Source organism: Pseudomonas putida (assembly GCF_004357765.1).
In the GTDB taxonomy this organism is placed as follows: Bacteria; Pseudomonadota; Gammaproteobacteria; order Pseudomonadales; family Pseudomonadaceae; genus Aquipseudomonas; species Aquipseudomonas putida_U.
Genome location: NZ_SMTE01000003.1, coordinates 160,635 through 183,011, shown reverse-complemented (window position 1 = coordinate 183,011; position 22,377 = coordinate 160,635). Strand labels below are relative to the sequence as shown.

Sequence of the window (22,377 nt, the reverse complement as noted above, 5' to 3'; positions counted from 1 at the left end):
CTTCGCGGGTAAACCCGATCCTACATGGACGAAGCAAAATTCAGCGCAGGGCGTAATCCAGCACCACCCCGATGAACACCAGCAGACCTGCCCAGTGGTTATGCAGGAACGCCTTGAAGCACGACTCGCGGTCCAGCTTGCGTGTCGACCAGAACTCCCAGGCAAAGCACAGCGCTGCCCCCAGCACCCCGAGGTGGAACAAGCCACCCAGCTCGAAGCGGCTCCCGGCCAGCAGCAGGCAACCCAACGACAGCATCTGCAGGGTCAGGATGATCACCCGGTCGGCCTCGCCGAACAGAATCGCGGTGGACTTCACGCCGATCTTGAGGTCGTCATCACGGTCGACCATGGCGTAGTAGGTGTCATAACCCACTGTCCACAGCAGGTTGGCGATGTACAACAACCAGGCGCTGGCGGGCAGCTCGCCGCCGGCGGCGGTGAAGGCCATGGGGATGCCCCACGAGTACGCCGCGCCCAATACCACCTGTGGGTAATAGGTGTAACGCTTCATGAACGGGTAGCAGGCCGCCAAAGCCACCGCGCCGAAGGAAAGCCACACGGTACGGCTGTTGGTGCAGAGCACCAGCAGGAAGCTCACGCCAACCAGAAGCGCGAACAGCGCCAAGGCCTCGCGTGGTCGCACCCGGCCGCTGGCCAGGGGGCGGTCGGCGGTGCGTTTGACGTGGCCATCGACCTTGCGGTCGGCAAAATCGTTGATGCAGCAGCCGGCGGCCCGCATCAGCACCACGCCAAGTCCGAAGATCAGCACATTGGCCAGGGTCGGCGAGCCCTGCCCGGCGATCCAGACCGCCGTCAGGGTCGGCCAGAGCAGCAGGTAGATGCCGATCGGTCGATCCATGCGGCTGAGTTGGATGAAGTCCCAGGCGCGTGGATGCAAGCGGTTGAACGACTTGAGCAATTGCATGTACATCAGCGGGACTCCTCCTTGGCCGCTTGCCACATCGTGGGCAGGAACACTTCGGCCACCAGCAGTTCCAGACCTGCACGTTCGAAGCGCGAGCGCCGTGCCCAAAGGTCAGCATAGGCGGTTTCGGCAGGGAGCCAGGCCTGTGGATAACTGCATACTTCGATGGGATGGCGAACGAAAGCCTGGTCGCAAAACAGCAACTCGCCGAGCGAGCGGTTGCCCAGCGTTTCCAGATCGAGACCGCCGCGTTCCAAGGCCTGGCGACTGGCCACGCTGCGGGCGAAAACCCAGGGCTGACCATGGCCACGCAAGAATACCTCGCGCACCCAGCCTTCGGCTCCCGGACTGATGCCCAGGGCCTGGCATTCGTCCTCGCGCAAGGGCTGCCAGCCTTCGAACAGGGGCGTGACGCTGAAGTGATCATGGGAGAGGCGGGTGAGGCGCCGTGTCAGCGAGCCCTCGTCGAACAGCCAGTCCAGGGTGGGCGGGTCCAGTTCGGCCGCCAGCTGTGAATACGCCAGCCACGCGACAGCGGCTGCTTGCGGGGTTTCGTACGACACGTCGGTATGCTTGTGACAGCCAGAGAGGCGCCGAGCTTAGCATGATTGCCCCGTTCGCTTGCATACTGGAGGTGGGGCCGTTACAAAGCCCACACAGATTGCGCGGTGCCCTGGTTGCAGGGCTATAAGCGACGACACAAAGCCGGTTCCGAGGATAACCCCATGAAAAAATGGCAGTGCATCGTATGCGGCCTGATCTACGACGAAGCAGAAGGCTGGCCTGACGACGGCATCGCCCCTGGCACCCGCTGGGAAGATGTCCCTGAAGACTGGCTATGCCCCGATTGCGGCGTAGGCAAGATCGACTTCGAAATGATCGCCATCGGCTGATAGAGGGAATGCGCCCCTGATGGCCTAAACAGCGGGCTTTCTGTCGGAAATGTCCTGATATTGCCTGCACAATGGCCGCCCAGATACTGGCGCGACCCCCGATGGCGTGCCATTCTCACTCGCGTCTGCCGCAGTTTAGAGCCTGCGGCGCCTTGAACGCTGCCCCTGGGGTAGCACGGCAATAACAACAAGAATTTCCGTCAAAGAGGCTTCACTATGCGTAAACCAGAACTCGCCGCCGTCATCGCCGAAAAGGCCGATCTGACCAAGGACAAGGCCAACCAGGTCCTGAACGCGATTCTCGACAGCATCACCGGTGCGCTGGACAAGGACACCGTGACCCTGGTCGGCTTCGGCACCTTCGAAAAACGTCATCGTGGTGCCCGCACTGGCAAGAATCCGCAAACGGGCCAGCCGGTGAAGATCAAGGCCAGCAACACCGTCGCCTTCAAACCGGGCAAGAACCTGCGCGACAGCGTCAACGCCCCCGTCAAGCCGACCAAGAAAGGCAAGTGATCGCCTAGCCGGCCATCCTCAAGCGGACGGGCGCCTCCTGGCGCCTGTTGCAGCTTATTGCAGCTAGTTCGTTCGAAAAAAGGCTAAACTGCGCGCTTCAGTCATTTTTCAACCGAGGCGTGTTGATGAAGTTTCGTTTTCTGCTCTGGGCCATGGGGCTGTTGATGGCCAGGGCCAGTCGTAACAACCCTGCATTCCAGCAGCAGCTCAAGGACAAGGATCTGGTGTTCCAGATGCAGACGCTGGACGGCAAGGTCGCACGGCATTTCATCGTCAGTGGCGAGCGCATCAGCAGCAAGGGTGGCTCTCACCCGCAGCCAGCTTTCGCCATTGCCTTCAAGGACGCTGCCTACGGTTTCGCCACGATGCAGGCCAGCAACAAGCAGCTGGCATTCATGCAGGGCATTCAGGACAAGCACATCCAGATCAAGGGCAATCCGGCGCTGGTGATGTGGTTCCAAGGCCTGATGAAGTACCTGAAACCGAAAAAGAACCGTTGAGATCGCTGGGGCCGCGTGGCGGCCCCATGGCTTCACTGAGGCGTGTTGAACTGCGATGCCAGTTCGCGCAGCAGCGCTTCGGCTTCCAGGACCTTGCTCACCACTTCCTCGGCTTTGTCCCGGGTGATTCCCAGGCGATCGAGCAGCTCGTCCGGAATCGTCGCCTGCGGGCCGGAACCGATGCCCCGGGCGCGCAGCAATCGGGTGGCCAGGCACACCAGGTTGGGGAACGCCGCATATTCGCCGTCGTAGCTCGGATCATGCTGAAAGCGCAGCGCCTTGCCGAGCTCCTCGGGCATGTCCCAGAGGTTCATCAGCCAGGCGCCGATCTGTTCGCGGCTGATGCCTAGCAGATGTTGCTCGACGAATGTGTGGCACAGGTGCGGATTGACCTCCAGATGGCGGCAGATCAGCGAAAAGTGCGGCGGGAACACGTGAGCCAACAGCAGATAGCCGAAGTTGTGCAGCAACCCGGCAAGGTAGGTCAGGCCGGCTTCCGGGCGCTCAGCACGTGGCATGGCACGGGTCAGGCCTTCGATCACCGCGGCGGTGTAGATCGACTGTTGCCAGTACGGCGTCGTCTGTTGCGGGTGATCCTTGGGCAGCGCCAAGGTCTTGTCCAGGGCCAGGCCGAGCGCCAGGTTGATCACCAGGTCGAAACCCAGCACACGTACGATGGCGTCCTCCACCGAACGGATCTTGCCGGGCGAGGCGTAGTAGGGCGAGGCTGCCCAGCTGACTACCTGGGCAGCCAGCGCCGGGTCTGTCTCGACCACACCGGTGATGTCGTCGATGCTGGCATTGGGGTCGACGCGCAGCTTGATGATCTTTTGCGCAGTATCGGCCAGCGGCGGGATCTCGATGGTTTCTTCCAGGCGCTTCTGTATGCGTCGGGCGGTGAATGCCTGCACGGCCTGGGTGATCTCGCGTGGGTCGTCGTTGGGGCGGTCGAGGTTGGGGCGGATATCGCGGATCGATTGGCCGAAGCTGCCGGCGCTGGCCTTGCTGAGCATCCGCTGGAAGGCGCCACGTTCGATCTCGAGCAACAGGCCGGTTTCGCCCGAGTCGATCAATAGCGTCTCTTCGTCGAGCAGCCGGGCTTCGTACAGGCATGGGGAACTGGTCAGTGCTGGAATGGCCGGCAGGGCTTTGAGGTGGTGTTTGTCCAGCATCTGCTTCAGACGCGCCAGCGGCACCGCCGTGAGTTTGCGCCCGGTCAGTTCCTCCAGTCGCTGCAGGTCGAGCAGCTTGCTGCGCGGGAACAGCACCAACAGGGCGCCGACCTCGTCGTCGAGCAGGACGGCCTGGACCCGCGACGCCGCCGGCAAGCCCGGCTGCTCAGGTACCTCGCGATAGGCGACCTTGAGCTTGTCGAGCAACAAGCGGATGACAGACGGGGCGTGTGGGGTTGCGGTTTCCAGGGCAACTTCAGTCATGGTCTGTATCCATTGATCTTTTCAAACGCGAAGTATAACCAGCCCGTCCGGCAAGCTGGATCCAATATGCGACCATCCTCACACTTGGCCATATTGCTGTCCGTGGCGCAGCCAGCGGTCGAGCAACGGGCTGACGTGGTCGGGCCAGTGGGCCAGCAACGCCTGGGCGGCATCGCGCACGGCGGGCAGCAAGTCGGCATCGCGCATCAGGTCGGCGACCTTGAATTGCAGCAGACCGGTCTGGCGGGTACCGAGCATCTCGCCCGGACCGCGCAGTTCGAGGTCTTTCTCGGCAATGACGAAACCGTCGTTGGTTTCCCGCATGATTCCCAGGCGCTCGCGGCCGATCTGTGACAGCGGAGGATGATAGAGCAGCACGCAGTGGCTGACCGCGCTGCCCCGTCCTACCCGACCGCGCAGCTGGTGCAACTGAGCCAGGCCCAGGCGCTCGGGGTTCTCGATGATCATCAAGCTGGCGTTGGGCACGTCCACGCCGACTTCGATCACCGTGGTGGCGACCAGCAGTTGCAGGTCACCTTGCTTGAATTCGGCCATGACCGCAGCCTTTTCTGCCGGCTTCATACGCCCGTGTATCAGGCCCACCCGCAGTTCGCCCAAGGCGCTGCCCAGCTCCTCATAGGTGCTTTCGGCGGCCTGGCAGGTGAGTTCTTCGGATTCCTCGATCAGGGTGCACACCCAATAGGCTTGGCGTCCTTCGGCGCAGGCGGCGCGCACCCGCTCGACCACTTCGAAGCGGCGGCTGTCGGCGACCAGCACGGTGTTGACCGGTGTGCGCCCGGGCGGCAGTTCGTCGAGCACCGAGGTGTCGAGGTCGGCGTAGGCGCTCATGGCCAGGGTCCGTGGAATCGGTGTGGCGGTCATGATCAGCTGGTGCGGGCACAGCTGGCCGGCTACGCCTTTCTTGCGCAATGCCAGGCGTTGCTGGACGCCGAATCGGTGCTGTTCGTCGATGATCGCCAGCGCCAGGTGCTTGAACTGCACCTCTTCCTGGAACAAGGCGTGGGTACCCACCACCATCGGTGCGCCGCCGGCGATCTGTTCCAGGGCGCTGGCGCGGGCCTTGCCCTTGAGCTTGCCGGCCAGCCAGGCGACTTCCAGGCCCAGCGGCTCCAGCCAGCGCTTGAAGGTGATGTAGTGCTGTTCGGCGAGGATCTCGGTGGGTGCCATCAGCGCCACCTGATAGCCGGCTTCCAGTGCCTGCAATGCGGCAAGGGCGGCGACCACGGTCTTGCCGGCGCCGACATCGCCCTGCACCAGGCGCATCATCGGCTCGGCCTGGCTCAGGTCGTAGGCGATCTCGCTGGCTACCCGCTGCTGCGCGCCGGTGGGCTTGAAGCCCAGATTGGCCAGGTACTGCGCCTGCAGGCGGTTGCCCTTGGGCAGCACGGGGGCACGCAGGCTGCGCAGGCTTTCACGCAAACGTTGCTGCGACAGCTGGTGGGTCAGCAACTCTTCGAAGGCCAGGCGATGCTGGGCCCAATGATGGCCTTCGGCGAGTTCGTCGAGGTCGGCGTCGGCCGGTGGGTTGTGTAGGTAACGAATGGCATCGTCCAGCGGCGCCAGCTGATAGTCGCGGGCCAATTGGTCGGGCAGCCAATCCGGCAGGCTGCGCGGGCCGAGCATGCTCAGGCTCTGCTGGCACAACATGCGCAGACGCTGCTGAGTGAGCCCTTCGGTGGTCGGGTAGATCGGCGTCAGGGTCTGCTCGACCGGTGGCGCGGGTTCGTCGCCATTCAGAGCACGGTATTCAGGGTGGTAGATTTCCAGGCCCGAGGCACCCGGGCGTGCCTCGCCATAGCAGCGCAGGTGGGTGCCGCGCTTGAGGCCTTCCTTCTGCGCATTGCTGAAGTGGTAGAAGCGCAGGCTCAGCGTGCCGGTGCCATCACCCAGGCGCACCACCAGGCTACGGCGCTTGCCCATGGTCACGTCGGCGCCGCTGACCACGCCTTCGATCACAGCATCCTGCCCGGGACGCAGCGCGCCGATCGGCACCACGCGGGTGCGGTCCTGGTAGCGTAGCGGCAGGTGGAACAACATGTCCTGCAGGTTTTCCAGGCCGACCTTGGCGAGTTTCTCGGCCATGGCGTCGCCAACACCCTTGAGGGCCGTTACCGAGACCTTCGACAGCTCACTCATGGGTCAGGCCGATTGTTCCACGGGCGTTTTGGCCACCGAGCAGAGGCGGATCGAGTCGGCGAGGATCTCGATGGCCTTCGGCCGCGGGAAGCTGGCGCGCCAGGCGATGGCCACGGTGCGGAAGGGTGCGGGCGCGGTGAGCGGACGCACTTCGATCACGCCGGGAGCATAGTGATGGCTGTGCACCGCCGACAGTGGCAGGATCGATACGCCCAGGCCGGAGGCGACCATGTGGCGGATGGTTTCCAGCGAGCTGGACTCCACCGTGGTGTGCTTGGCGCCTTCGCCGCCCTTGTTCAGCGTCGGGCAGGCCTCGAGCACCTGGTCGCGGAAGCAGTGACCCTCGCCCAGCAACAGCAGGCTCTTGTCGTTGAGCATGGCGGTGTCGATGGTCTTCTTCGCGGTCCATGGGTGGTCGGCGGGCATCAGCGCGCAGAAGGGCTCATCGTACAGCGGCAGGGTGAGTACGTCGGCCTCGTTGAACGGCAGGGCGATGATCACCGCATCCAGTTCGCCGTTGCGCAGTTTTTCGCGCAGCACGTGGGTGAAGTTCTCTTCGATGTACAGCGGCATCTGTGGCGCCACCCGGTGCAGCTGCGGGATCAGGTGCGGGAACAGATAGGGGCCGACGGTGTAGATGGCACCGACCTTGAGCGGTGCGGTGAGCTGGTTCTTGCCAGCCTGGGCCAGTTCGCGAATGCCCTGCGCCTGCTCCAGGACCTTCTGGGCCTGGGCGACGATGCTTTCACCGACAGGGGTCAGGCGCACGGCGCTCTTGCTGCGCTCGAAGATCAGCACGCCAAGCTCGTCCTCGAGCTTCTTCACACCGACCGACAAGGTGGGCTGGCTGACATGGCAACGCTCGGCGGCGTGGCCGAAATGCTGCTCCTGGGCGAGTGTGACGATGTAGCGTAATTCTGTGAGGGTCATAACGTGCGTCCATGAAGTTGCGGCCCCAGCATAGCGGCTGCAATCGATAGACGCACGTTATCAGACTTGCCGTTGTGTTACAGAAGCAAAAGCCTCAGCGGCGGTCCAGTGAGTAGACGAACGGCGCGACCACCTCGATCGTGCCATTGGTCAACAGCTCGGGCGGCGGCTTGGGCACCTTGCCCGCTCGGCGAATCATCTCCATGGTGGCGCGATCCAGCGAGGCGCTGCCGGACCCGCCAGCCATCGAGTAAGACAAGACCTTACCCTCGGCATCGACCACGAAACGCAACCGGTTGATGCCTTGCAGGCCACGGCGGCGGGCGTCTTCCGGGTAGCGCTTGTACTTCCCGAGGTGGCGCAGCAGGTCGCTCTGCCAGGTCGGAAGGGCCTTGCTATTGGCTGCGATGCTGGGTGCCGGCGCTGCCGATTTCTGCGGTGGTTCGTTACTCGGCGGTGTGTCCACAACCTGTTCGGTCGGCGGCGCTTCCTTGGGCGGCTCAGGCTTTTTCTCAGGCTTGGGCGGCTGGGGCTTGGCCTTCGGCTTGGGCGGCTTGGGGATGGCGATCTTGGGTTTCGGTGCCTCCGCCACTTTGGGCAGCGGAGGCTCCTCGACCGGGGCCGGTGGCTTGGGGGCTGCTTTCGGGGGGGGCGGTGGCGCCGGCTCCGGCAGTGGTGCCAGCTCGACCATCATGGCTGCCGGAGGCAGCTCGATGGCCTGGGGCACCGACCAGTTGAGCGTCAGCAGCACAGCGACGGCATGGACACCCAGCACGAGCGCCAGGCTGCCGCTGTAACGCGCCAGATTGTGCCGCGTCTTCGTCATTTCTTGGCTGCCGTCTCGAGACCTACCAGACCGACTTTGAGATAGCCGGCCGCGCGCATGTTGTTCATCACTTCCATCAGGTCACCGTAATCCACGCCCTTGTCGGCCTGGAAGAAGATGGTGGTTTCCTTGTCGCCCTTGGTCTTGGCGTCGAGCATCGGGCCAAGCTGTTCGGGAGTCGCTACCTGATCGTCGCCGACGTACAGCTTCTGGTCGGCCTTGACGCTGACGAACACCGGTTTCTCGGGCCTCGGCGCCGGCTTGGCGGTCGAGGCCGGCAGGTCGACCTTGATGTCGACCGTGGCCAGTGGCGCGGCGACCATGAAGATGATCAGCAGCACGAGCATCACGTCGATGAACGGCGTGACGTTGATTTCGTGGTTCTCGGCGAGGTCGTCGCCACCTTCGTTGAGATGCAGGCCCATGGTTTACCCCACTTTCACCATGTGCGGGGCGGCGCGCTCGCTGCCCTGGTGGTCGAGGTCACGGCTGACCAGCAGCAGTACCTGCGCCGAAGCGTCGGAGACCTGAGCCTTGTAGCCGGCGATGGAGCGGGCGAAGACGTTGTAGATGACCACGGCCGGGATTGCCGCGACCAGGCCCAGGGCAGTGGCCAGCAGGGCCTCGGCGATGCCCGGCGCAACCACTGCGAGGTTGGTGGTCTGGGTCTTGGCGATGCCGATGAAGCTGTTCATGATGCCCCACACGGTCCCGAACAGGCCGACGAACGGCGCGGTGGAACCGATGGTGGCCAGGACGCCGGTACCGCTGCTCATGGTGCGGCCGCTGGCAGCCACCAGGCGCTCCAGACGGAAGCTGACACGCTCCTTGATGCCTTCTTTCTCACGGGCATTGGCCGACAGGCGCATTTCTTCCAAGGCGTCATGGACCAGGGTGTGGGCCAGGGTGCCTTCCTTGTTGGACGCGTCGCTGGCGTCCTTGAGGGTGGCGGACTTCTTGAGGAGCGCGATTTCACTGCGCAGGCGGCGCTTGGCGCCCATCAGCTCGAAGCCCTTGGCGATCCAGATGGTCCAGGTGATGATCGAGGCAATCGCCAGGCCGATCATCACTGCCTTCACCACCACGTCGGCGTTCTTGTACATGCCCCAAGGGGACAGATCGTGGGCCATGCCCAGGGAGGTATCCTCGACCAGAGCCTGGGTGTTGTCGGCGGCGGCTGGCGCTGGACCCTCGGCAGTGGCCTGAGCATCGTTGCCCGCTGCCGGTGCACCGGCGCCTGATGCGGTCGCATCGGCAGGTGCTGCTGGGGCGGTGGCAGCGGACGGGGTGGCGGCATTGGCGTTTGGTTCATCCGCCATGGCGACCGGGGCCAGTACCAGGCTGAGCGTCAGCGCGGCAATGGCGCGCCAGGCGCGCGACGTGGTTGGCGAAGCGGAAGGTTGAGTACGTGTCATGCTGGCCGGACCTGATGAAGAAGTAAGAAAGTGGCGTTCTTCAAGGCCTCGATTCAGGCCGAGAACAGATAGGGGTGCCATTATTGCAAGTAATTCTTGTTAACAAAAGTAATGATGTTGCTTTTTTCAATCTGGTCCTAGCCGCCCATCGTCTAATCCGGCTAGCCTGAACCTTTGGTCTAGGGAGTTTTGTGATGTCAGACCTTTCGGCAATGATCGTAGGTTGTGGTGATGTGGGTGGCCGTCTGGCTCAGCAATTACTGGCGCGGGGCTGGCAGGTGAGTGGCCTGCGACGCTCCGTCTCGCATCTGCCCGAAGGCGTCGACCCGGTGGCGGCCGACTTGGGCCAGGCGCAGATTCCCGCGGCCTGGCCGCAGCGTGCGCCGGACTATCTGGTGTATTGCGTGGCGGCCAGCCAGCACGACGAGGCTGGTTATCAGGCGGCCTACGTCGAGGGCCTGCGGCATGTGCTGAGTTGGTTGGCCGAGCGTGGTCAGCGCCCGCGTCGCTTGCTGTTCGTGTCCAGCAGTAGCGTGTTCGCGCAAAAGAACGGCGAGTGGATCGACGAAACGGCGGCTACCGAGCCGGAGGGTTACTCCGGCCGGGTGATGCTCGAAGCTGAAAAGCTGGCGCTGGCCAGCGGTATCCCTGCCAGCGTGGTGCGTCTGACCGGTATCTACGGGCCGGGGCGCGAGTGGCTGTTGAGCCAGGTGCGCCAAGGCTACCGAGTGGCCGAAGAGCCGCCTTTATATGGCAACCGAATCCACGCCGAGGATGCGGCGAGCCTGTTGGCCTTCCTGCTGCAGGCCGATGACGATGGGGTGGCGCTGGAGGACTGCTACATCGGAGTGGATGACGACCCGGCGCCGCTGGCCGATGTGGTCGCCTGGCTGCGAGGCTACATGGGCGTCAGCCAGTGGTCCGATGAGCAACGCGTGCGGCGCACCGGCAGCAAGCGCTGCAGCAATGCCCGGGCGCGCAAGTTGGGTTGGGCGCCGGTGTATCCGAGTTACAAAGAAGGGTATGCGGCGATTCTGGCGGGCGCTCAGAGCTGACATGCGCTCGCCGCAGAACCACCGCTCAGCCGATCAATCCCGCTCCAGCACCCACTGCTTGGCACCCGCGACCAGCTGCGGAATGTCGTTGGCCTGCGCGGTATTGACGGCCCGGTAGATCTCCAGCGTGTCGCCATCGCGCTTGAAGATGAAGGGTGCGCCGCGTTGGTTGCGCTCCAGCCAAAGGCTGTCGTTGCTGCCGCCCATGCTGGCGCAGTCGCCTGCCAGGCACAGGGCATAACGGTCCGGACCCGGCAGGCCGGTCACGCCGCCATTGTCGGCGAAACGCACCACGCCCCCTTTGCCTTGGCCTTCGACGATCTTCCAATCACCGCCCAGGTACGCCTGGTACAGCGCTTTCTCGAAGCTGCTGCCCAGCGGGGCATTGGCCGCGGGCTGTTGCTTGACGCGGACGAAGGTCCGTTTGGCTCCGGCAGGATCGGTCGCGATCAGTTCATCGCCATCGAGTGCCAACTGCTCGGTCTGACCGCCATCGAAGCTGGCTTGCCATTGCTTCTGGTTCGCGGTCAGTTGGCCGTCGGCGGCTTCGAAGCCGTTGCTGTAGCTGGCGCGTTGGTCGGCCACGTTGAGTTGCCATTCGAACACCGGGCCGTTTTCGTCCAACGCCTGGCGCAGGCTTTCACCTTTGACGGCTGCAGTGATGGCGTCCTGGTTGATCCAGGTGCCGTTGTAGTCTTCGGGTTTGTGGCTGGCGCAACCGCTCAGGAACAGGGCTGCCAGCGCGAGGGGCAGTGCTTGACGCATGACGGGATAACCTTGCTGAGGAGGTGACGGGCAGAGCGCCCGTCACCAGGGGCATCATTCGATGACCAGGATGGCGTCCATTTCGACCTGGGCGCCCTTGGGCAGTGCGGCAACGCCAATGGCGGCGCGAGCAGGGTAGGGCTGTTCGAAGTAACGGCCCATGATTTCGTTGACCTTGGCGAAGTGGCTCAGGTCAGTGAGGAAGATGTTCAGCTTGACGATGTCCTTGAACGAGCCGCCGGCGGCCTCGGCGACGGCCTTGAGGTTCTCGAACACCTGCACGGTCTGGGCTTCGAAGCCTTCGACCAGTTCCATGGTTTTCGGATCCAGTGGAATCTGTCCGGACATGTACACGGTGTTGCCGGCCTTGATCGCCTGGGAGTAGGTACCGATGGCGGCAGGGGCCTTGTCGCTGTTGATGACGGTCTTGCTCATGATGACTCCTTGCGGTTGGCGGACTACGCACGCATCCGGGTGATACGGACCACGCCGGTCAGCGTGCGCAGTTTCTTGATCACACGAGCCAGGTGCACGCGGTCATGCACGCTGACCACCAGCTGGACCACGCTGATACGGCCGTCGCGTTCGTCCATGCTGATCTTCTCGATGTTGCCGTCGGCGGCGTTCACGCTGCTGGCGAGCAGGGCGATCAGGCCGCGCTGGTGTTCGAGTTCGACGCGCAGTTCGACGTTGAACTCGCCGGTGATGTCCTTGGCCCAGGACAGCTGCACGCACTTCTCCGGGTTATGGCGGATTTCACTGATGTTGCGGCAGTTTTCCAGGTGCACGACCATGCCTTTGCCTGCCGACAGATGGCCGACGATCGGGTCGCCCGGGATCGGCGTGCAGCACTTGGCGTAGCTCAGTACCAGACCTTCGGTGCCGCGGATGGCCAGTGGGCCTTCCGGGGCCGGCAGTTGCTCGCCCTCGGCCGACAGCAGGCGCCGCGCCACCACGTAGGCCATGCGGTTACCCAGGCCGATGTCCTCGAGCAGGTCTTCGATCAGCTCGACGCGGTATTCGGCGAGTACGGCCTGGATGCGCTCCTGCGGGATTTTCTCCAGGCTGCTGTCGAAGCCGGTGAGTACCTTGTTCAGCAGGCGTTCGCCGAGGCTGATCGATTCGGAACGGCGCTGCTGCTTGAGGGCATGGCGAATGTGCGTGCGCGCCTTGCCAGTGACCACGAAGTTGAGCCACGCCGGGTTTGGCCTTGCCCCCGGGGCGCTGACGATTTCCACCGTGGAACCGCTTTGCAGCGGTTCGGACAGGGGCGCCAGGCGGCGGTTGATGCGGCAGGCGATGCAGCTGTTCCCGACATCGGTGTGGACCGCATAGGCGAAGTCGACGGCGGTGGAGCCTTTGGGCAGCTCCATGATCCGGCCTTTGGGCGTGAATACGTAGACCTCGTCCGGGAACAGGTCGATCTTCACGCTCTCGATGAATTCCAGCGAGTTGCCGGCGCGCTGCTGCAGCTCGAGGATGCCTTTGACCCACTGGCGAGCACGGGCATGGTTGCCCTTGGGTTGTTCGTCATCGTTGGACTTGTACAGCCAGTGCGCGGCGATGCCGTTGTTGGCCATCTCTTCCATTTCGCGGGTGCGGATCTGGATCTCGATGGGCACGCCATGCATGCCGAACAGCGTGGTGTGCAACGACTGGTAGCCGTTGGCCTTGGGAATCGCGATGTAGTCCTTGAAGCGACCGGGTAGCGGCTTGTACAGGTTGTGCACGGCGCCGAGCACGCGGTAGCAGGTGTCGACCTTGTCGACGATGATGCGGAAGGCGTACACGTCCATGATCTCGTTGAAGGCACGACGCTTGCCGCGCATCTTCTTGTAGATGCCATAGAGGTGTTTCTGCCGGCCGCTGACCTCGCCCTCGATACCGTCGGCGGCCAGGCAGTTGGCCAGCGACTGCTCGATCTTGGCGACGATTTCCTTGCGGTTGCCGCGTGCGCTCTTCACCGCACGATGGATCAGCGCCGAGCGCATCGGGTGCATGGCCTTGAAGCCGAGGTCCTCGAACTCCACACGCACGGTGTGCATGCCCAGGCGGTTGGCGATGGGGGCGTAAATCTCGAGGGTTTCCTTGGCGATGCGCCGGCGTTTCTCGCCGGACAGCACTTCCAGGGTGCGCATGTTGTGCAGACGGTCGGCGAGCTTGACCAGGATCACGCGGATATCGCGCGCCATGGCCATGGCCATCTTCTGGAAGTTCTCGGCCTGGGCCTCGGCCTTGGTTTCGAAGTTCATCTGGGTCAGCTTGCTGACCCCATCGACCAGTTCGGCCACGGTCTCGCCGAATTGCTGGCAGAGGGCTTCTTTGGCGATGCCGGTGTCTTCGATCACGTCGTGCAGCATGGCGGCCATCAGGCTCTGATGGTCCATGTGCATGTCGGCGAGGATGCTGGCCACGGCCAGCGGATGGGTCACGTAGGGCTCGCCACTGCGGCGGCGTTGCCCATCGTGCGCCTGTTCGGCGTAGAAATAGGCCCGGCGAACCAGGTTGACCTGTTCGGGGCCCAGGTAGGTCGACAGCCGTTCGGCTAAGGCTTCTATGCCCGGCATGATTTCACCTCTTGCCGAGGAAGAGGGCCTTGTGCCGCGCGACGTCGACCAGGCATCAATCAGACTGCCTCGTTGGACTCGTCCTCGAACGCGGCGAAGACCGGATCCTCGGTGACGATCTCTTCGGCGGCGATGAACTCAGGGGTAACGATGCCTTCGGCGATCTCGCGCAGGGCGACGACGGTCGGCTTGTCGTTTTCCCACGCTACGCGTGGCTCCTTGCCGCCGGTAGCCAGCTGGCGGGCGCGCTTGGTCGAGAGCATGACCAGCTCAAAGCGGTTATCCACGTGTTCCAGGCAGTCTTCAACAGTTACGCGGGCCATGGTCTTCCTCAGTAGCAAATGCGGTAGGCGTGCAACCCAATATGGGCAGGCGGACTCGATAGTTTAAAAAATCACCAGCCAATAGGGAAGCGCTGTTTTGTCGAGTGATCAGACACGATGCCCTGCTGTGGGAGCGGGTTCACCCGCGAAAGGGCCGTAGCAGACACCCTGAACGCCTGGTTCCGACGATAACGCCAGCAGCCCCTGAAACACAACACCCTCAGAGCATCGCGCCACGCAACCGTGGGGTCAGCTCCTCGAATAGCGTCTGCACCGAACGCAACGCCCGGCAATCGGGGCGGGTCAGTAGCCACAGCTGGGTGTCGCAGCCGGGCAACGGGCCGCTGAGCGCATCCACCCCGGGCAGGGCGTCGACCATGTAGTCGGGCAAGGCCGCCACCCCCAGGCCGGTACTGACCAGTTGGGCGATGGTCGACATGCCGCTGCACTGGTAGCGCGGGCTGAGCCCTGGGTACTGTTGGTTACGCCAGACTACCGTGGGGTGGTCCTGCATCGAGTCGTCCGGCGCGATCCACGGCACATTGGCGGCGCTTTCGGCCAGGCGCTCGCGCCACTGGGGTTGGCCGCAGATCACATAGGACGTTGAGCCCAGGCAACGGCCCACCAAATGCTCGGGAGGGGTGTTGGTCAGGCGCAGCGCGATGTCGGCATCGCGGCGGCTGAGGTTGGCGAAGGTGTTGGAGGTACCCATTTCCAGCGACAGCGCCGGATAGTTGGGCATGAAGTCCGCCAGCGCCGGCAGCAGCAGGCTATGCATTACCGCTTCGGTACAGGTCAGGCGCACCGTGCCGCTGACCACCTGCTCGCCGCTGCTCATGGCGATGCGCGCGGCTTCCAGCGCCTGTTCGGCGCGCTCGGCCTGCTCGGCCAGGGCTTGGGCGGTGTCGGTCGGCAGGTAGCCTTTGCGGCTCTTGACGAACAGCGCGGTGCCGAGCGCCGATTCGAGGCGGCGGATCGAGCGGAACACCGTCGAGACGTCGACCTTGAGCAGTTCGGCGGCCTTGGCCAGTGACCGACCGCGCTCCAGGGCCAGGACCAGGGAGAGGTCGGCATGGGTGATCTGATATTGCATTGGTGCACGCTCTGCTTGCCGAATTGCCAATGTCTGTTGCGTTAGGGCCATTTTATAGTGGAACGGCCCCCGGGAATCAATGCGCTCGGTCGGGCGATCAATCCCCACGATGGGAAAGTGAAAACAACAACAGCTGCAACCATCGTCGCCCGTGAGGCGCCAGCCGTATCCCCCCACATCGCCGCAGCACATCAAAGGATGTACATCATGACGTCGGTCACCCCGTGCGCCAGTTCTTCCAGCGAGATGAATGACTTCCTCCAGGCCCATCCGGATACCCAGTATGTCGATCTGCTGATCTCCGACATGAACGGCGTGGTACGTGGCAAGCGCATCGAGCGGGCCAGTCTGCACAAGGTGTTCGAGAAAGGCATCAACCTGCCGGCGTCGTTGTTCGCCCTGGATATCAACGGCTCGACCGTGGAAAGCACTGGCCTGGGCCTGGACATCGGCGATGCCGATCGCATCTGCTTCCCGATCCCTGGAACGTTGTCGGACGAACCCTGGCAGAAGCGCCCCACCGCCCAGTTGCTGATGACCATGCACGAACTGGACGGCGCACCGTTCTTCGCCGATCCGCGCGAAGTGCTGCGCCAGGTGGTGAGCAAGTTCGACGACCTGGGCCTGGACATCTGCGCGGCGTTCGAGCTGGAGTTCTATCTGATCGACCAGGACAACCTCAACGGGCGTCCGCAGCCGCCGCGCTCGCCGATTTCCGGCAAGCGCCCGCAGTCGACCCAGGTCTACCTGATCGACGATCTCGACGAATATGCCGACTGCCTTCAGGACATGCTCGAAGCGGCCAAGGAGCAAGGCCTGCCAGCCGACGCCATCGTCAAGGAAAGCGCCCCGGCGCAGTTCGAAGTGAACCTTCATCACGTGGCCGACCCGCTGAAGGCCTGCGACTACGCGATCCTGCTCAAGCGGCTGATCAAGAACGTCGCCTACGACCATGAGATGGACACCACCTTCATGGCCAAACCCTATCCGGGCCAAGCTGGCAACGGCCTGCACGTGCACATCTCGCTGCTCGACAAGAAAACCGGCAAGAACATCTTCGCCAGTGCCGACCCGCTGCAGAGCGATGCACTGCGCCACGCTATCGGCGGCGTGCTGGAAACCATGCCGGCGTCGATGGCGTTCCTCTGCCCGAACATCAATTCGTACCGTCGTTTTGGCGCGCAGTTCTATGTCCCCAATGCGCCGAGCTGGGGCCTGGACAACCGCACCGTGGCCGTACGTGTGCCGACCGACAGCAGCGACAACGTGCGCATCGAGCACCGCGTGGCCGGTGCCGACGCCAACCCGTACCTGATGCTCGCCTCGATCCTCGCCGGTATCCATCACGGTCTTACCAGCAAGATCGAGCCGGGTGCGCCGATCGAAGGCAATTCCTACGAGCAATTGGAGCAGAGCCTGCCGAACAACCTGCGCGACGCCCTGCGTGCATTGGACGACAGCGAAGTGCTCAACCAATACATCAGCCCGGACTACATCGACATCTTCGTGGCCTGCAAGGAGAGTGAGCTGGCCGAGTTCGAAGTGTCTATCTCCGACCTCGAGTACAACTGGTACCTGCACACGGTGTAAGCCCATGAGCGCAATTGCGGTCCCCTTGATCGGTGTCAGCGCCTGCCGTCAGCAGGTCGGCAAGAACCCGTCGCACACGGTGGGCGACAAGTATGTGGAAGCGGCGGCGTTCGCCGGATTGCCGGTGATCCTGCCGGCCCGCGATGGCGGCAGCGATACCCAGGCGTTGCTGGCGCGGCTCGATGGCATTCTTTTCACCGGTTCGCCTTCCAATGTCGAACCGCATCACTACAATGGCGCCCCTAGCGCGCAAGGCACCCGGCACGATCAGGCGCGTGACCTGCTGACCCTGCCGCTGCTGCGTGCCGCCATTGCCGCCGGCGTGCCGGTGATGTGTATCTGCCGTGGTTTCCAGGAACTCAATGTGGCCCTTGGCGGCAGTTTGCACCAACGCGTGCAGGCGCTACCGGACTTCTTGGACCATCGCGAACCTGAGGATGCACCCCTGGAGGTGCAATATGGCCCTCGTCATGCCGTCAGCGTCGAAGCTGGCGGCCTGTTCGAGAGCCTTGGCCTGTCTGAGCGGTTCGAGGTCAACTCGCTGCACAGCCAGGGCATCGACCGTTTGGCCCCAGGCCTGCGCGTCGAGGCGAGGGCCCCGGATGGCCTGATCGAAGCGGTGTCGATGCCGGATGCGCCGGGCCTGGTGCTCGGCGTGCAGTGGCACCCGGAATGGCGTTTTGCCGACAACCCGGTCTCGTTGCGCCTGTTCCAGGCGTTTCGCGAGGCCTGCATTGCCCATGCTGCGCGGGTCGACCGGGCAGCGAGCCATCAATGAGTGGAAGCGGGTCTCCTCGTCGAGGTCCGTGAAAACAATTCTAATAGTTACGGTTTACTCATGAGCGATTACACAGAAGCCGGCCGCCCACCCGATGCGGCCGACTCGGGCACTGTCCCGCGCAGCAAAGGCCTGGCCAAAGGACGTCTCGGCCTGCTGGCCAGCGTGGTGCTGGGCATTTCCACGATTGCCCCGGTCTATACCCTGACCGGCGCCCTTGGCCCCACCGTGCGCGAGGTCGGAGCGCACCTGCCGGCGGTATTCATCGTCGGCTTCCTGCCCATGCTGTTGGTCGCCCTCGGCTACCGCGAGCTGAACGCGGCGGAGCCTGACAGCGGCACCTCCTTCACGTGGTCGGCGCGGGCCTTTGGCCCAATGATCGGCTGGATCGGCGGCTGGGGTTTGGTGGTCGCCACCACCATCGTGCTATCCAATTTGGCGGGCGTCGCCGTCGACTTCTTCTACCTCTTCATTGCCCAGATCACGGGGCAACACGAACTGGCGGCGCTGGCCGATAACCTGTTGATCAACATCATCACCTGTTGCGTGTTCATCGCCATGGCGGTGTGGATCTGTTGCCGCGGCATGGCCACCACCATGACCGTGCAATATGGTCTGGTCGCCTTGCAGTTGCTGGTGCTGATCGGCTTCTCCTTTGCCGCTTTCAGCGAAACCACCGCGCCGCCGCCGTTGGCCTTCGACCTGGCCTGGTTCAACCCATTTGGCGTCGAGTCGTTCTCGGCCTTCGCTGCTGGACTGTCCTTGTCGATCTTCATTTTCTGGGGTTGGGATGTGTGCCTGACGGTCAGCGAAGAGTCGATCGGTAGCGACGAGGTACCAGGCAAGGCAGCCACCTGGACGGTGCTGCTGATCCTCGGCCTGTACCTGGTGACCGCTATTGCCACCTTGCAATTCGCAGGTATCAGCGAGGACGGCCTGGGCTTGAACAACCCACGTATCCAGGAAAACGTCTTTGCCCATCTGGCCGGCCCGGTCATGGGGCCGTTGGCGATCCTGATGTCCATCGCGGTGCTGGCCAGCACCGCAGCCTCGCTGCAGTCGACCTTCGTCTCGCCGGCCCGTACCCTGCTGGCGATGGGTTACTACGGCGCCGTGCCTCAGCGTTTCGCCGAGGTTTGCCCGCGCTCGCAGACGCCACGCTACGCGACGATCTGCGCCGGTGTGGCAGCAGGCCTGTTCTACGTGACCATGCGTACCCTCAGCGAAAACGTGCTGGCTGACACCATCACCGCATTGGGCATGATGATCTGCTTCTACTATTCGCTGACGGCGTTCGCCTGCGTCTGGTATTTCCGTCACAGCCTGTTCGACAGCGTGCGCCATTTCTTCATGCGCGGATTGTGTCCGCTGCTGGGTGGGGTGATCCTGTCGGTGATCTTCGTGCGTACGGCGATCGACAGCGCCTCGCCGGAGTTCGGCAGCGGTTCGCACGTGGCGGGCGTGGGGCTGGTGTTCGTGATCGCGGCGATCATCTCGGCGCTGGGGATCGTGCTGATGATGCTTTCGCGGATGCGGGCGCCGGCGTATTTCCTCGGGGCTACCTTGCGCCAGCAGGCGACCTTGCAGTTGCAGGAGTGAAGCTTGGGGCTGCGTTGCCGCCCTTCGCGGGACAAGCCCGCTCCCACAGGTACAGCGCCGGTTTCGGATTCAGCGCTGTACCTGTAGGAGCGGGCTTGTCCCGCGAAGGGCCGCAACACGGCCTCATACGATGCCTCAGGAAAGCAGTTCCTTGAGCAGCGCCCCATGGCGCTGCTGCTGCTTCTTCAGCAGCAACCGATTGGCCACGAAAACCGCCTTCAACTCCTCAAGCGCTGTGCCGAAGTCGTCGTTGACGATGACGTAGTCATATTCGTCGTAGTGCACCATCTCGCTGACCGCTTCCTTCATGCGCCCGGCAATGATCTCGTCACTGTCCTGGCCGCGGTTGTCCAGGCGCTCGCGCAGGGCCTGCTGGCTCGGCGGCAGGATGAACACCGACAGTGCCTCGGGCATCAGCTCGCGCACCTGCTGGGCGCCTTGCCAGTCGATTTCCAGGATCAGGTCATAGCCCTGGTCGAGGGTCTGCTGCATCGCGCTGCGCGAGGTGCCGTAGAAATTGCCGAAGACCTCGGCATGCTCGAGGAAATCGCCTTGCTGGATCAGGCTCTTGAATTCCTCGTGCACGACGAAGTGGTAATTCACCCCGTGCTGTTCGCCTGGGCGCATGGCGCGCGTGGTGTGCGAGACCGACACGCGGATCTGCGGGTCGGCCTTGGTCAGTGCCGTCACCAGGCTGGTCTTGCCGGCGCCAGAGGGGGCCGAAACGATGTAGAGGGTGCCGCTGCTGTGGTTCATGGTAGGGGTGGCCTTACTCGATGTTCTGTACTTGTTCACGCATCTGTTCGATCAACACCTTGAGGTTGACCGCCGCTTGCGTGCTGCGCGGGTCGAATGCCTTGGAGCCCAGGGTGTTGGCTTCGCGGTTGAGTTCCTGCATCAGGAAGTCCAGGCGCCGGCCGGCGGCGCCACCGGACTTGAGCACCCGGCGGACCTCGGTGACATGGGTGCTCAGGCGGTCGAGCTCCTCGGCCACATCGCTCTTCTGCGCCAGTAGGACCATCTCCTGCTCCAGGCGTTGCGGGTCGAGCTCGGCCTGCATGTCGCCGAAGCGGTCGAGGATCTTCTGCCGATGGGCGGCGAGCATCTGCGGCACCAGGGCGCGCAGGGTGGTGACCTCGGTGGCCATCGCGTCGAGGCGTTCGTTGATCAGTCGAGCCAGCTCCTGACCTTCGCGCAGACGGCCAGCCTTGAGCTCGGCCAGAGCCTCGTCGAACAGCGCCATGGCTTCGGCATTGAGGGCCTGCGGGTCGCTGGCGTCGGCCACCAGCACGCCGGGCCAGGACAGCACCTCCAGCGGGTTCAGCGGCGCCGGCTGCTTGATCAGGCCAGCGACTTCCTCGGCAGCGGCCACCAATTGCGCGGCGCGCTCGCGGTCGACCTTGAGCGGCTTGCCGTTGCTGTCCTCGTGCAGGCGCAGGGTGCATTCCACCTTGCCGCGCGACAGGCCCTGGCGCAGCCCTTCGCGCACCGGCCCTTCGAGGTCGCGCAGGGCATCGTGCAGGCGCAGGTGCGGCTCAAGGTAGCGATGGTTGACCGAACGCAGCTCCCAGACCAGGGTGCCTTGGCTGCCGGCGCGCTCGACTCGAGCAAAAGCGGTCATGCTGTGCACCATGGGGAGTACCTCGCGTTGGATGATGTGAACGGGGGCAGCCTCAAGGCTGCGAGGCGCAGGATTGTAGCGCAGTGGCTGCGTCACGCCCAATCCGCCCATGTTACAGATACGTCCGAAGGTGTAGGGAAAAGTCGACAGGCGTGGCCGGCTACGACGATAGGCATGTCTTCATGAAGCCACGGGCTTTATAATGCTCGGCAGATTCGAAATCCCGGTACAGGTATCCCAGATGAAACGTCCAAGTGGTCGCGCCGCCGATCAGCTCCGCTCGATCCGCATCACCCGCAACTACACCAAGCACGCCGAAGGGTCGGTACTGGTCGAGTTCGGTGACACCAAGGTCATCTGCACGGTCAGTGTGGAAAACGGCGTCCCGCGCTTCCTCAAGGGTCAGGGCCAAGGCTGGTTGACCGCCGAATACGGCATGCTGCCGCGCTCCACTGGCGAGCGTAACCAGCGTGAAGCCAGCCGTGGCAAGCAAGGGGGGCGCACCCTCGAAATCCAACGTCTGATCGGCCGTTCGTTGCGCGCCGCGTTGGACATGAGCAAGCTCGGCGACATCACCCTGTACGTCGACTGCGACGTGATCCAGGCCGATGGCGGCACCCGCACTGCCTCGATCACCGGCGCCATGGTCGCCCTGTGCGATGCCCTGGCGGTGATCAAGAAGCGCGGCGGCCTGAAGGGCGGCAACCCGCTCAAGCACATGATCGCCGCTGTGTCGGTGGGCATGTACCAGGCCGAGGCGGTGCTCGACCTCGACTACCTGGAAGACTCCGCGGCAGAGACCGACCTCAACGTGGTCATGACCAGCGCTGGCGGTTTCATCGAAGTGCAGGGCACTGCCGAAGGTGCGCCTTTCCAGCCGGAAGACTTCAACGCCATGCTGGCCTTGGCGCAAAAAGGCATGAACGAAATCTTCGAGCTGCAACAGGCGGCACTCGCCGACTGACCCAATCAAGGAGGTGCGGGGCATGAGCGATTCGAACCTGTCGATCACCCCGCCCAACGCCGACGTGCGGCAATGGGCGATGTTCTGTCACCTTGCCGCGCTGCTCGGCCTGGTAGTGCCCCTAGGGCACCTGCTGGGCCCGCTGGTGCTGTGGCACCTCAAGCGTGAGCAAGATCCCTTCATCGATGTCCAGGGCAAGGAGGCGCTGAACTTTCAGATCAGCGTGACCCTCGCCGGGTTCGTCTGCTTTCTGCTGATGTTCGTGTTCATCGGGCTGGTGCTATTCGCCATGCTGATGGTGGCGGTGCTGGTCCTGATCATCATCGCAGCGGTGCGCGTCAATGAAGGCAAGCCATATCGGTATCCGCTGATCTGGCGGCCCATCAAATAGCATTGGGGCCGCTGGGTGCCCATTCGCGGGACA

General features: G+C 63.6%; 24 protein-coding genes. 9 read left to right on the top strand and 15 right to left on the bottom strand.

Annotated features, from left to right (window positions below):
* Positions 1-40: 40 nt before the first annotated feature.
* Positions 41-931: a 4-hydroxybenzoate octaprenyltransferase gene (gene ubiA, locus E2H86_RS05435; protein WP_133325502.1), complete on the bottom strand. Its 891-nt coding sequence runs from the start codon at positions 929-931 to the stop codon at positions 41-43.
* A complete protein-coding gene (locus E2H86_RS05430; RefSeq protein WP_133325500.1) occupies positions 931-1,488 on the bottom strand; it encodes a chorismate--pyruvate lyase family protein in 558 nt (185 codons plus the stop codon). Before E2H86_RS05430 ends, ubiA begins: the two co-directional genes overlap by 1 nt.
* 162 nt (positions 1,489-1,650) lie before the next feature.
* Here E2H86_RS05430 and E2H86_RS05425 point away from each other — a divergent pair, with 162 nt between their 5' ends.
* The 3 genes from E2H86_RS05425 to E2H86_RS05415 all read left to right on the top strand — a co-directional run bounded on the left by E2H86_RS05425 (position 1,651) and on the right by E2H86_RS05415 (position 2,834).
* Entirely contained in the window at positions 1,651-1,818 is a 168-nt protein-coding gene (locus E2H86_RS05425) for a rubredoxin (protein WP_128321935.1), read from the top strand.
* Positions 1,819-2,034: 216 nt separating this feature from the next.
* Complete coding sequence (locus tag E2H86_RS05420; protein WP_133325498.1) at positions 2,035-2,334, top strand: HU family DNA-binding protein; 300 nt, start codon at positions 2,035-2,037, stop codon at positions 2,332-2,334.
* A 125-nt stretch (positions 2,335-2,459) separates the two neighbouring features.
* On the top strand, positions 2,460-2,834 hold the full coding sequence (locus E2H86_RS05415) for a helicase (RefSeq protein ID WP_133325496.1): 375 nt from the start codon (positions 2,460-2,462) through the stop codon (positions 2,832-2,834).
* 32 nt (positions 2,835-2,866) lie between these two features.
* Here E2H86_RS05415 and E2H86_RS05410 read toward each other — a convergent pair whose 3' ends face one another.
* The 6 genes from E2H86_RS05410 to exbB form a co-directional block, all read right to left on the bottom strand.
* On the bottom strand, positions 2,867-4,270 hold the full coding sequence (locus tag E2H86_RS05410) for an aminoacyl-tRNA deacylase and HDOD domain-containing protein (protein WP_133325494.1): 1,404 nt from the start codon (positions 4,268-4,270) through the stop codon (positions 2,867-2,869).
* 78 nt (positions 4,271-4,348) lie between these two features.
* Positions 4,349-6,427 carry an ATP-dependent DNA helicase RecG gene (gene recG / locus E2H86_RS05405; RefSeq protein ID WP_133325493.1) on the bottom strand — a complete coding sequence of 693 codons (2,079 nt, stop codon included), beginning with the start codon at positions 6,425-6,427 and terminating at the stop codon, positions 4,349-4,351.
* Between the two features lie 3 nt (positions 6,428-6,430).
* Complete coding sequence (locus tag E2H86_RS05400) at positions 6,431-7,357, bottom strand: hydrogen peroxide-inducible genes activator (RefSeq protein ID WP_133325490.1); 927 nt, start codon at positions 7,355-7,357, stop codon at positions 6,431-6,433.
* Positions 7,358-7,451: 94 nt separating this feature from the next.
* Positions 7,452-8,183: an energy transducer TonB gene (locus tag E2H86_RS05395; RefSeq protein ID WP_133325488.1), complete on the bottom strand. Its 732-nt coding sequence runs from the start codon at positions 8,181-8,183 to the stop codon at positions 7,452-7,454.
* Positions 8,180-8,608 (bottom strand): TonB system transport protein ExbD, encoded by a 429-nt coding sequence (exbD, locus tag E2H86_RS05390; protein ID WP_085676491.1) that lies wholly within the window; start codon positions 8,606-8,608, stop codon positions 8,180-8,182. The genes E2H86_RS05395 and exbD overlap by 4 nt, the downstream gene beginning before the upstream one ends.
* A 3-nt stretch (positions 8,609-8,611) precedes the next feature.
* Positions 8,612-9,598 (bottom strand): tonB-system energizer ExbB, encoded by a 987-nt coding sequence (gene exbB, locus E2H86_RS05385; RefSeq protein WP_133325486.1) that lies wholly within the window; start codon positions 9,596-9,598, stop codon positions 8,612-8,614.
* 194 nt (positions 9,599-9,792) lie between these two features.
* Between exbB and E2H86_RS05380 the strand changes: the two genes are divergently transcribed.
* Positions 9,793-10,653 carry an SDR family oxidoreductase gene (locus tag E2H86_RS05380; RefSeq protein WP_133325484.1) on the top strand — a complete coding sequence of 287 codons (861 nt, stop codon included), beginning with the start codon at positions 9,793-9,795 and terminating at the stop codon, positions 10,651-10,653.
* A 33-nt stretch (positions 10,654-10,686) separates the two neighbouring features.
* Here the strand turns inward: E2H86_RS05380 and E2H86_RS05375 are convergent, their stop codons facing one another.
* The 5 genes from E2H86_RS05375 to E2H86_RS05355 form a co-directional block, all read right to left on the bottom strand.
* Positions 10,687-11,418: a hypothetical protein gene (locus E2H86_RS05375; protein ID WP_133325482.1), complete on the bottom strand. Its 732-nt coding sequence runs from the start codon at positions 11,416-11,418 to the stop codon at positions 10,687-10,689.
* A 54-nt stretch (positions 11,419-11,472) separates the two neighbouring features.
* Entirely contained in the window at positions 11,473-11,853 is a 381-nt protein-coding gene (locus E2H86_RS05370; RefSeq protein ID WP_133325480.1) for a RidA family protein, read from the bottom strand.
* 23 nt (positions 11,854-11,876) lie between these two features.
* Positions 11,877-13,985, bottom strand: a complete 2,109-nt coding sequence (spoT, locus tag E2H86_RS05365; protein ID WP_133325478.1) for a bifunctional GTP diphosphokinase/guanosine-3',5'-bis pyrophosphate 3'-pyrophosphohydrolase — start codon at positions 13,983-13,985, stop codon at positions 11,877-11,879.
* Positions 13,986-14,044: 59 nt separating this feature from the next.
* On the bottom strand, positions 14,045-14,308 hold the full coding sequence (rpoZ, locus tag E2H86_RS05360) for a DNA-directed RNA polymerase subunit omega (RefSeq protein WP_016394025.1): 264 nt from the start codon (positions 14,306-14,308) through the stop codon (positions 14,045-14,047).
* 220 nt (positions 14,309-14,528) lie between these two features.
* Positions 14,529-15,401, bottom strand: coding sequence for a LysR family transcriptional regulator (locus tag E2H86_RS05355; RefSeq protein ID WP_133325476.1), 873 nt, complete (start codon positions 15,399-15,401; stop codon positions 14,529-14,531).
* A gap of 207 nt (positions 15,402-15,608) precedes the next feature.
* Here E2H86_RS05355 and E2H86_RS05350 point away from each other — a divergent pair, with 207 nt between their 5' ends.
* Genes E2H86_RS05350 through E2H86_RS05340 form a run of 3 tightly spaced genes read left to right on the top strand, consistent with a single transcriptional unit; the run spans position 15,609 to position 19,368 of the window.
* Positions 15,609-16,991, top strand: a complete 1,383-nt coding sequence (locus tag E2H86_RS05350) for a glutamine synthetase family protein (RefSeq protein WP_133325473.1) — start codon at positions 15,609-15,611, stop codon at positions 16,989-16,991.
* Between the two features lie 4 nt (positions 16,992-16,995).
* Positions 16,996-17,769, top strand: a complete 774-nt coding sequence (locus E2H86_RS05345; protein WP_133325471.1) for a gamma-glutamyl-gamma-aminobutyrate hydrolase family protein — start codon at positions 16,996-16,998, stop codon at positions 17,767-17,769.
* Positions 17,770-17,829: 60 nt separating this feature from the next.
* Positions 17,830-19,368 carry an APC family permease gene (locus E2H86_RS05340; protein WP_133325469.1) on the top strand — a complete coding sequence of 513 codons (1,539 nt, stop codon included), beginning with the start codon at positions 17,830-17,832 and terminating at the stop codon, positions 19,366-19,368.
* A 135-nt stretch (positions 19,369-19,503) separates the two neighbouring features.
* Here the strand turns inward: E2H86_RS05340 and gmk are convergent, their stop codons facing one another.
* Positions 19,504-20,124 (bottom strand): guanylate kinase, encoded by a 621-nt coding sequence (gene gmk, locus E2H86_RS05335; protein ID WP_133325467.1) that lies wholly within the window; start codon positions 20,122-20,124, stop codon positions 19,504-19,506.
* A 13-nt stretch (positions 20,125-20,137) separates the two neighbouring features.
* A complete protein-coding gene (locus tag E2H86_RS05330) occupies positions 20,138-21,001 on the bottom strand; it encodes a YicC/YloC family endoribonuclease (protein ID WP_133325896.1) in 864 nt (287 codons plus the stop codon).
* 229 nt (positions 21,002-21,230) lie between these two features.
* Between E2H86_RS05330 and rph the strand changes: the two genes are divergently transcribed.
* The gene (gene rph / locus E2H86_RS05325; protein WP_133325465.1) at positions 21,231-21,953 is read left to right on the top strand and encodes a ribonuclease PH; all 723 of its coding nucleotides are present in this window, start codon (positions 21,231-21,233) and stop codon (positions 21,951-21,953) included.
* Between the two features lie 22 nt (positions 21,954-21,975).
* Positions 21,976-22,344 carry a DUF4870 domain-containing protein gene (locus tag E2H86_RS05320; protein ID WP_133325463.1) on the top strand — a complete coding sequence of 123 codons (369 nt, stop codon included), beginning with the start codon at positions 21,976-21,978 and terminating at the stop codon, positions 22,342-22,344.
* The last annotated feature ends 33 nt before the right edge of the window (positions 22,345-22,377 follow it).

Coding starts and splice junctions, on each gene's coding strand:
- ubiA (WP_133325502.1), bottom strand. CDS start 931: ATGTACATGCAATTGCTCAAGTCGTTCAACCGCTTGCATCCACGCGCC.
- E2H86_RS05425 (WP_128321935.1), top strand. CDS start 1,651: ATGAAAAAATGGCAGTGCATCGTATGCGGCCTGATCTACGACGAAGCA.
- E2H86_RS05420 (WP_133325498.1), top strand. CDS start 2,035: ATGCGTAAACCAGAACTCGCCGCCGTCATCGCCGAAAAGGCCGATCTG.
- E2H86_RS05415 (WP_133325496.1), top strand. CDS start 2,460: ATGAAGTTTCGTTTTCTGCTCTGGGCCATGGGGCTGTTGATGGCCAGG.
- E2H86_RS05410 (WP_133325494.1), bottom strand. CDS start 4,270: ATGACTGAAGTTGCCCTGGAAACCGCAACCCCACACGCCCCGTCTGTC.
- recG (WP_133325493.1), bottom strand. CDS start 6,427: ATGAGTGAGCTGTCGAAGGTCTCGGTAACGGCCCTCAAGGGTGTTGGC.
- E2H86_RS05400 (WP_133325490.1), bottom strand. CDS start 7,357: ATGACCCTCACAGAATTACGCTACATCGTCACACTCGCCCAGGAGCAG.
- E2H86_RS05395 (WP_133325488.1), bottom strand. CDS start 8,183: ATGACGAAGACGCGGCACAATCTGGCGCGTTACAGCGGCAGCCTGGCG.
- exbD (WP_085676491.1), bottom strand. CDS start 8,608: ATGGGCCTGCATCTCAACGAAGGTGGCGACGACCTCGCCGAGAACCAC.
- exbB (WP_133325486.1), bottom strand. CDS start 9,598: ATGACACGTACTCAACCTTCCGCTTCGCCAACCACGTCGCGCGCCTGG.
- E2H86_RS05380 (WP_133325484.1), top strand. CDS start 9,793: ATGTCAGACCTTTCGGCAATGATCGTAGGTTGTGGTGATGTGGGTGGC.
- E2H86_RS05375 (WP_133325482.1), bottom strand. CDS start 11,418: ATGCGTCAAGCACTGCCCCTCGCGCTGGCAGCCCTGTTCCTGAGCGGT.
- E2H86_RS05370 (WP_133325480.1), bottom strand. CDS start 11,853: ATGAGCAAGACCGTCATCAACAGCGACAAGGCCCCTGCCGCCATCGGT.
- spoT (WP_133325478.1), bottom strand. CDS start 13,985: ATGCCGGGCATAGAAGCCTTAGCCGAACGGCTGTCGACCTACCTGGGC.
- rpoZ (WP_016394025.1), bottom strand. CDS start 14,308: ATGGCCCGCGTAACTGTTGAAGACTGCCTGGAACACGTGGATAACCGC.
- E2H86_RS05355 (WP_133325476.1), bottom strand. CDS start 15,401: ATGCAATATCAGATCACCCATGCCGACCTCTCCCTGGTCCTGGCCCTG.
- E2H86_RS05350 (WP_133325473.1), top strand. CDS start 15,609: ATGACGTCGGTCACCCCGTGCGCCAGTTCTTCCAGCGAGATGAATGAC.
- E2H86_RS05345 (WP_133325471.1), top strand. CDS start 16,996: ATGAGCGCAATTGCGGTCCCCTTGATCGGTGTCAGCGCCTGCCGTCAG.
- E2H86_RS05340 (WP_133325469.1), top strand. CDS start 17,830: ATGAGCGATTACACAGAAGCCGGCCGCCCACCCGATGCGGCCGACTCG.
- gmk (WP_133325467.1), bottom strand. CDS start 20,124: ATGAACCACAGCAGCGGCACCCTCTACATCGTTTCGGCCCCCTCTGGC.
- E2H86_RS05330 (WP_133325896.1), bottom strand. CDS start 21,001: ATGGTGCACAGCATGACCGCTTTTGCTCGAGTCGAGCGCGCCGGCAGC.
- rph (WP_133325465.1), top strand. CDS start 21,231: ATGAAACGTCCAAGTGGTCGCGCCGCCGATCAGCTCCGCTCGATCCGC.
- E2H86_RS05320 (WP_133325463.1), top strand. CDS start 21,976: ATGAGCGATTCGAACCTGTCGATCACCCCGCCCAACGCCGACGTGCGG.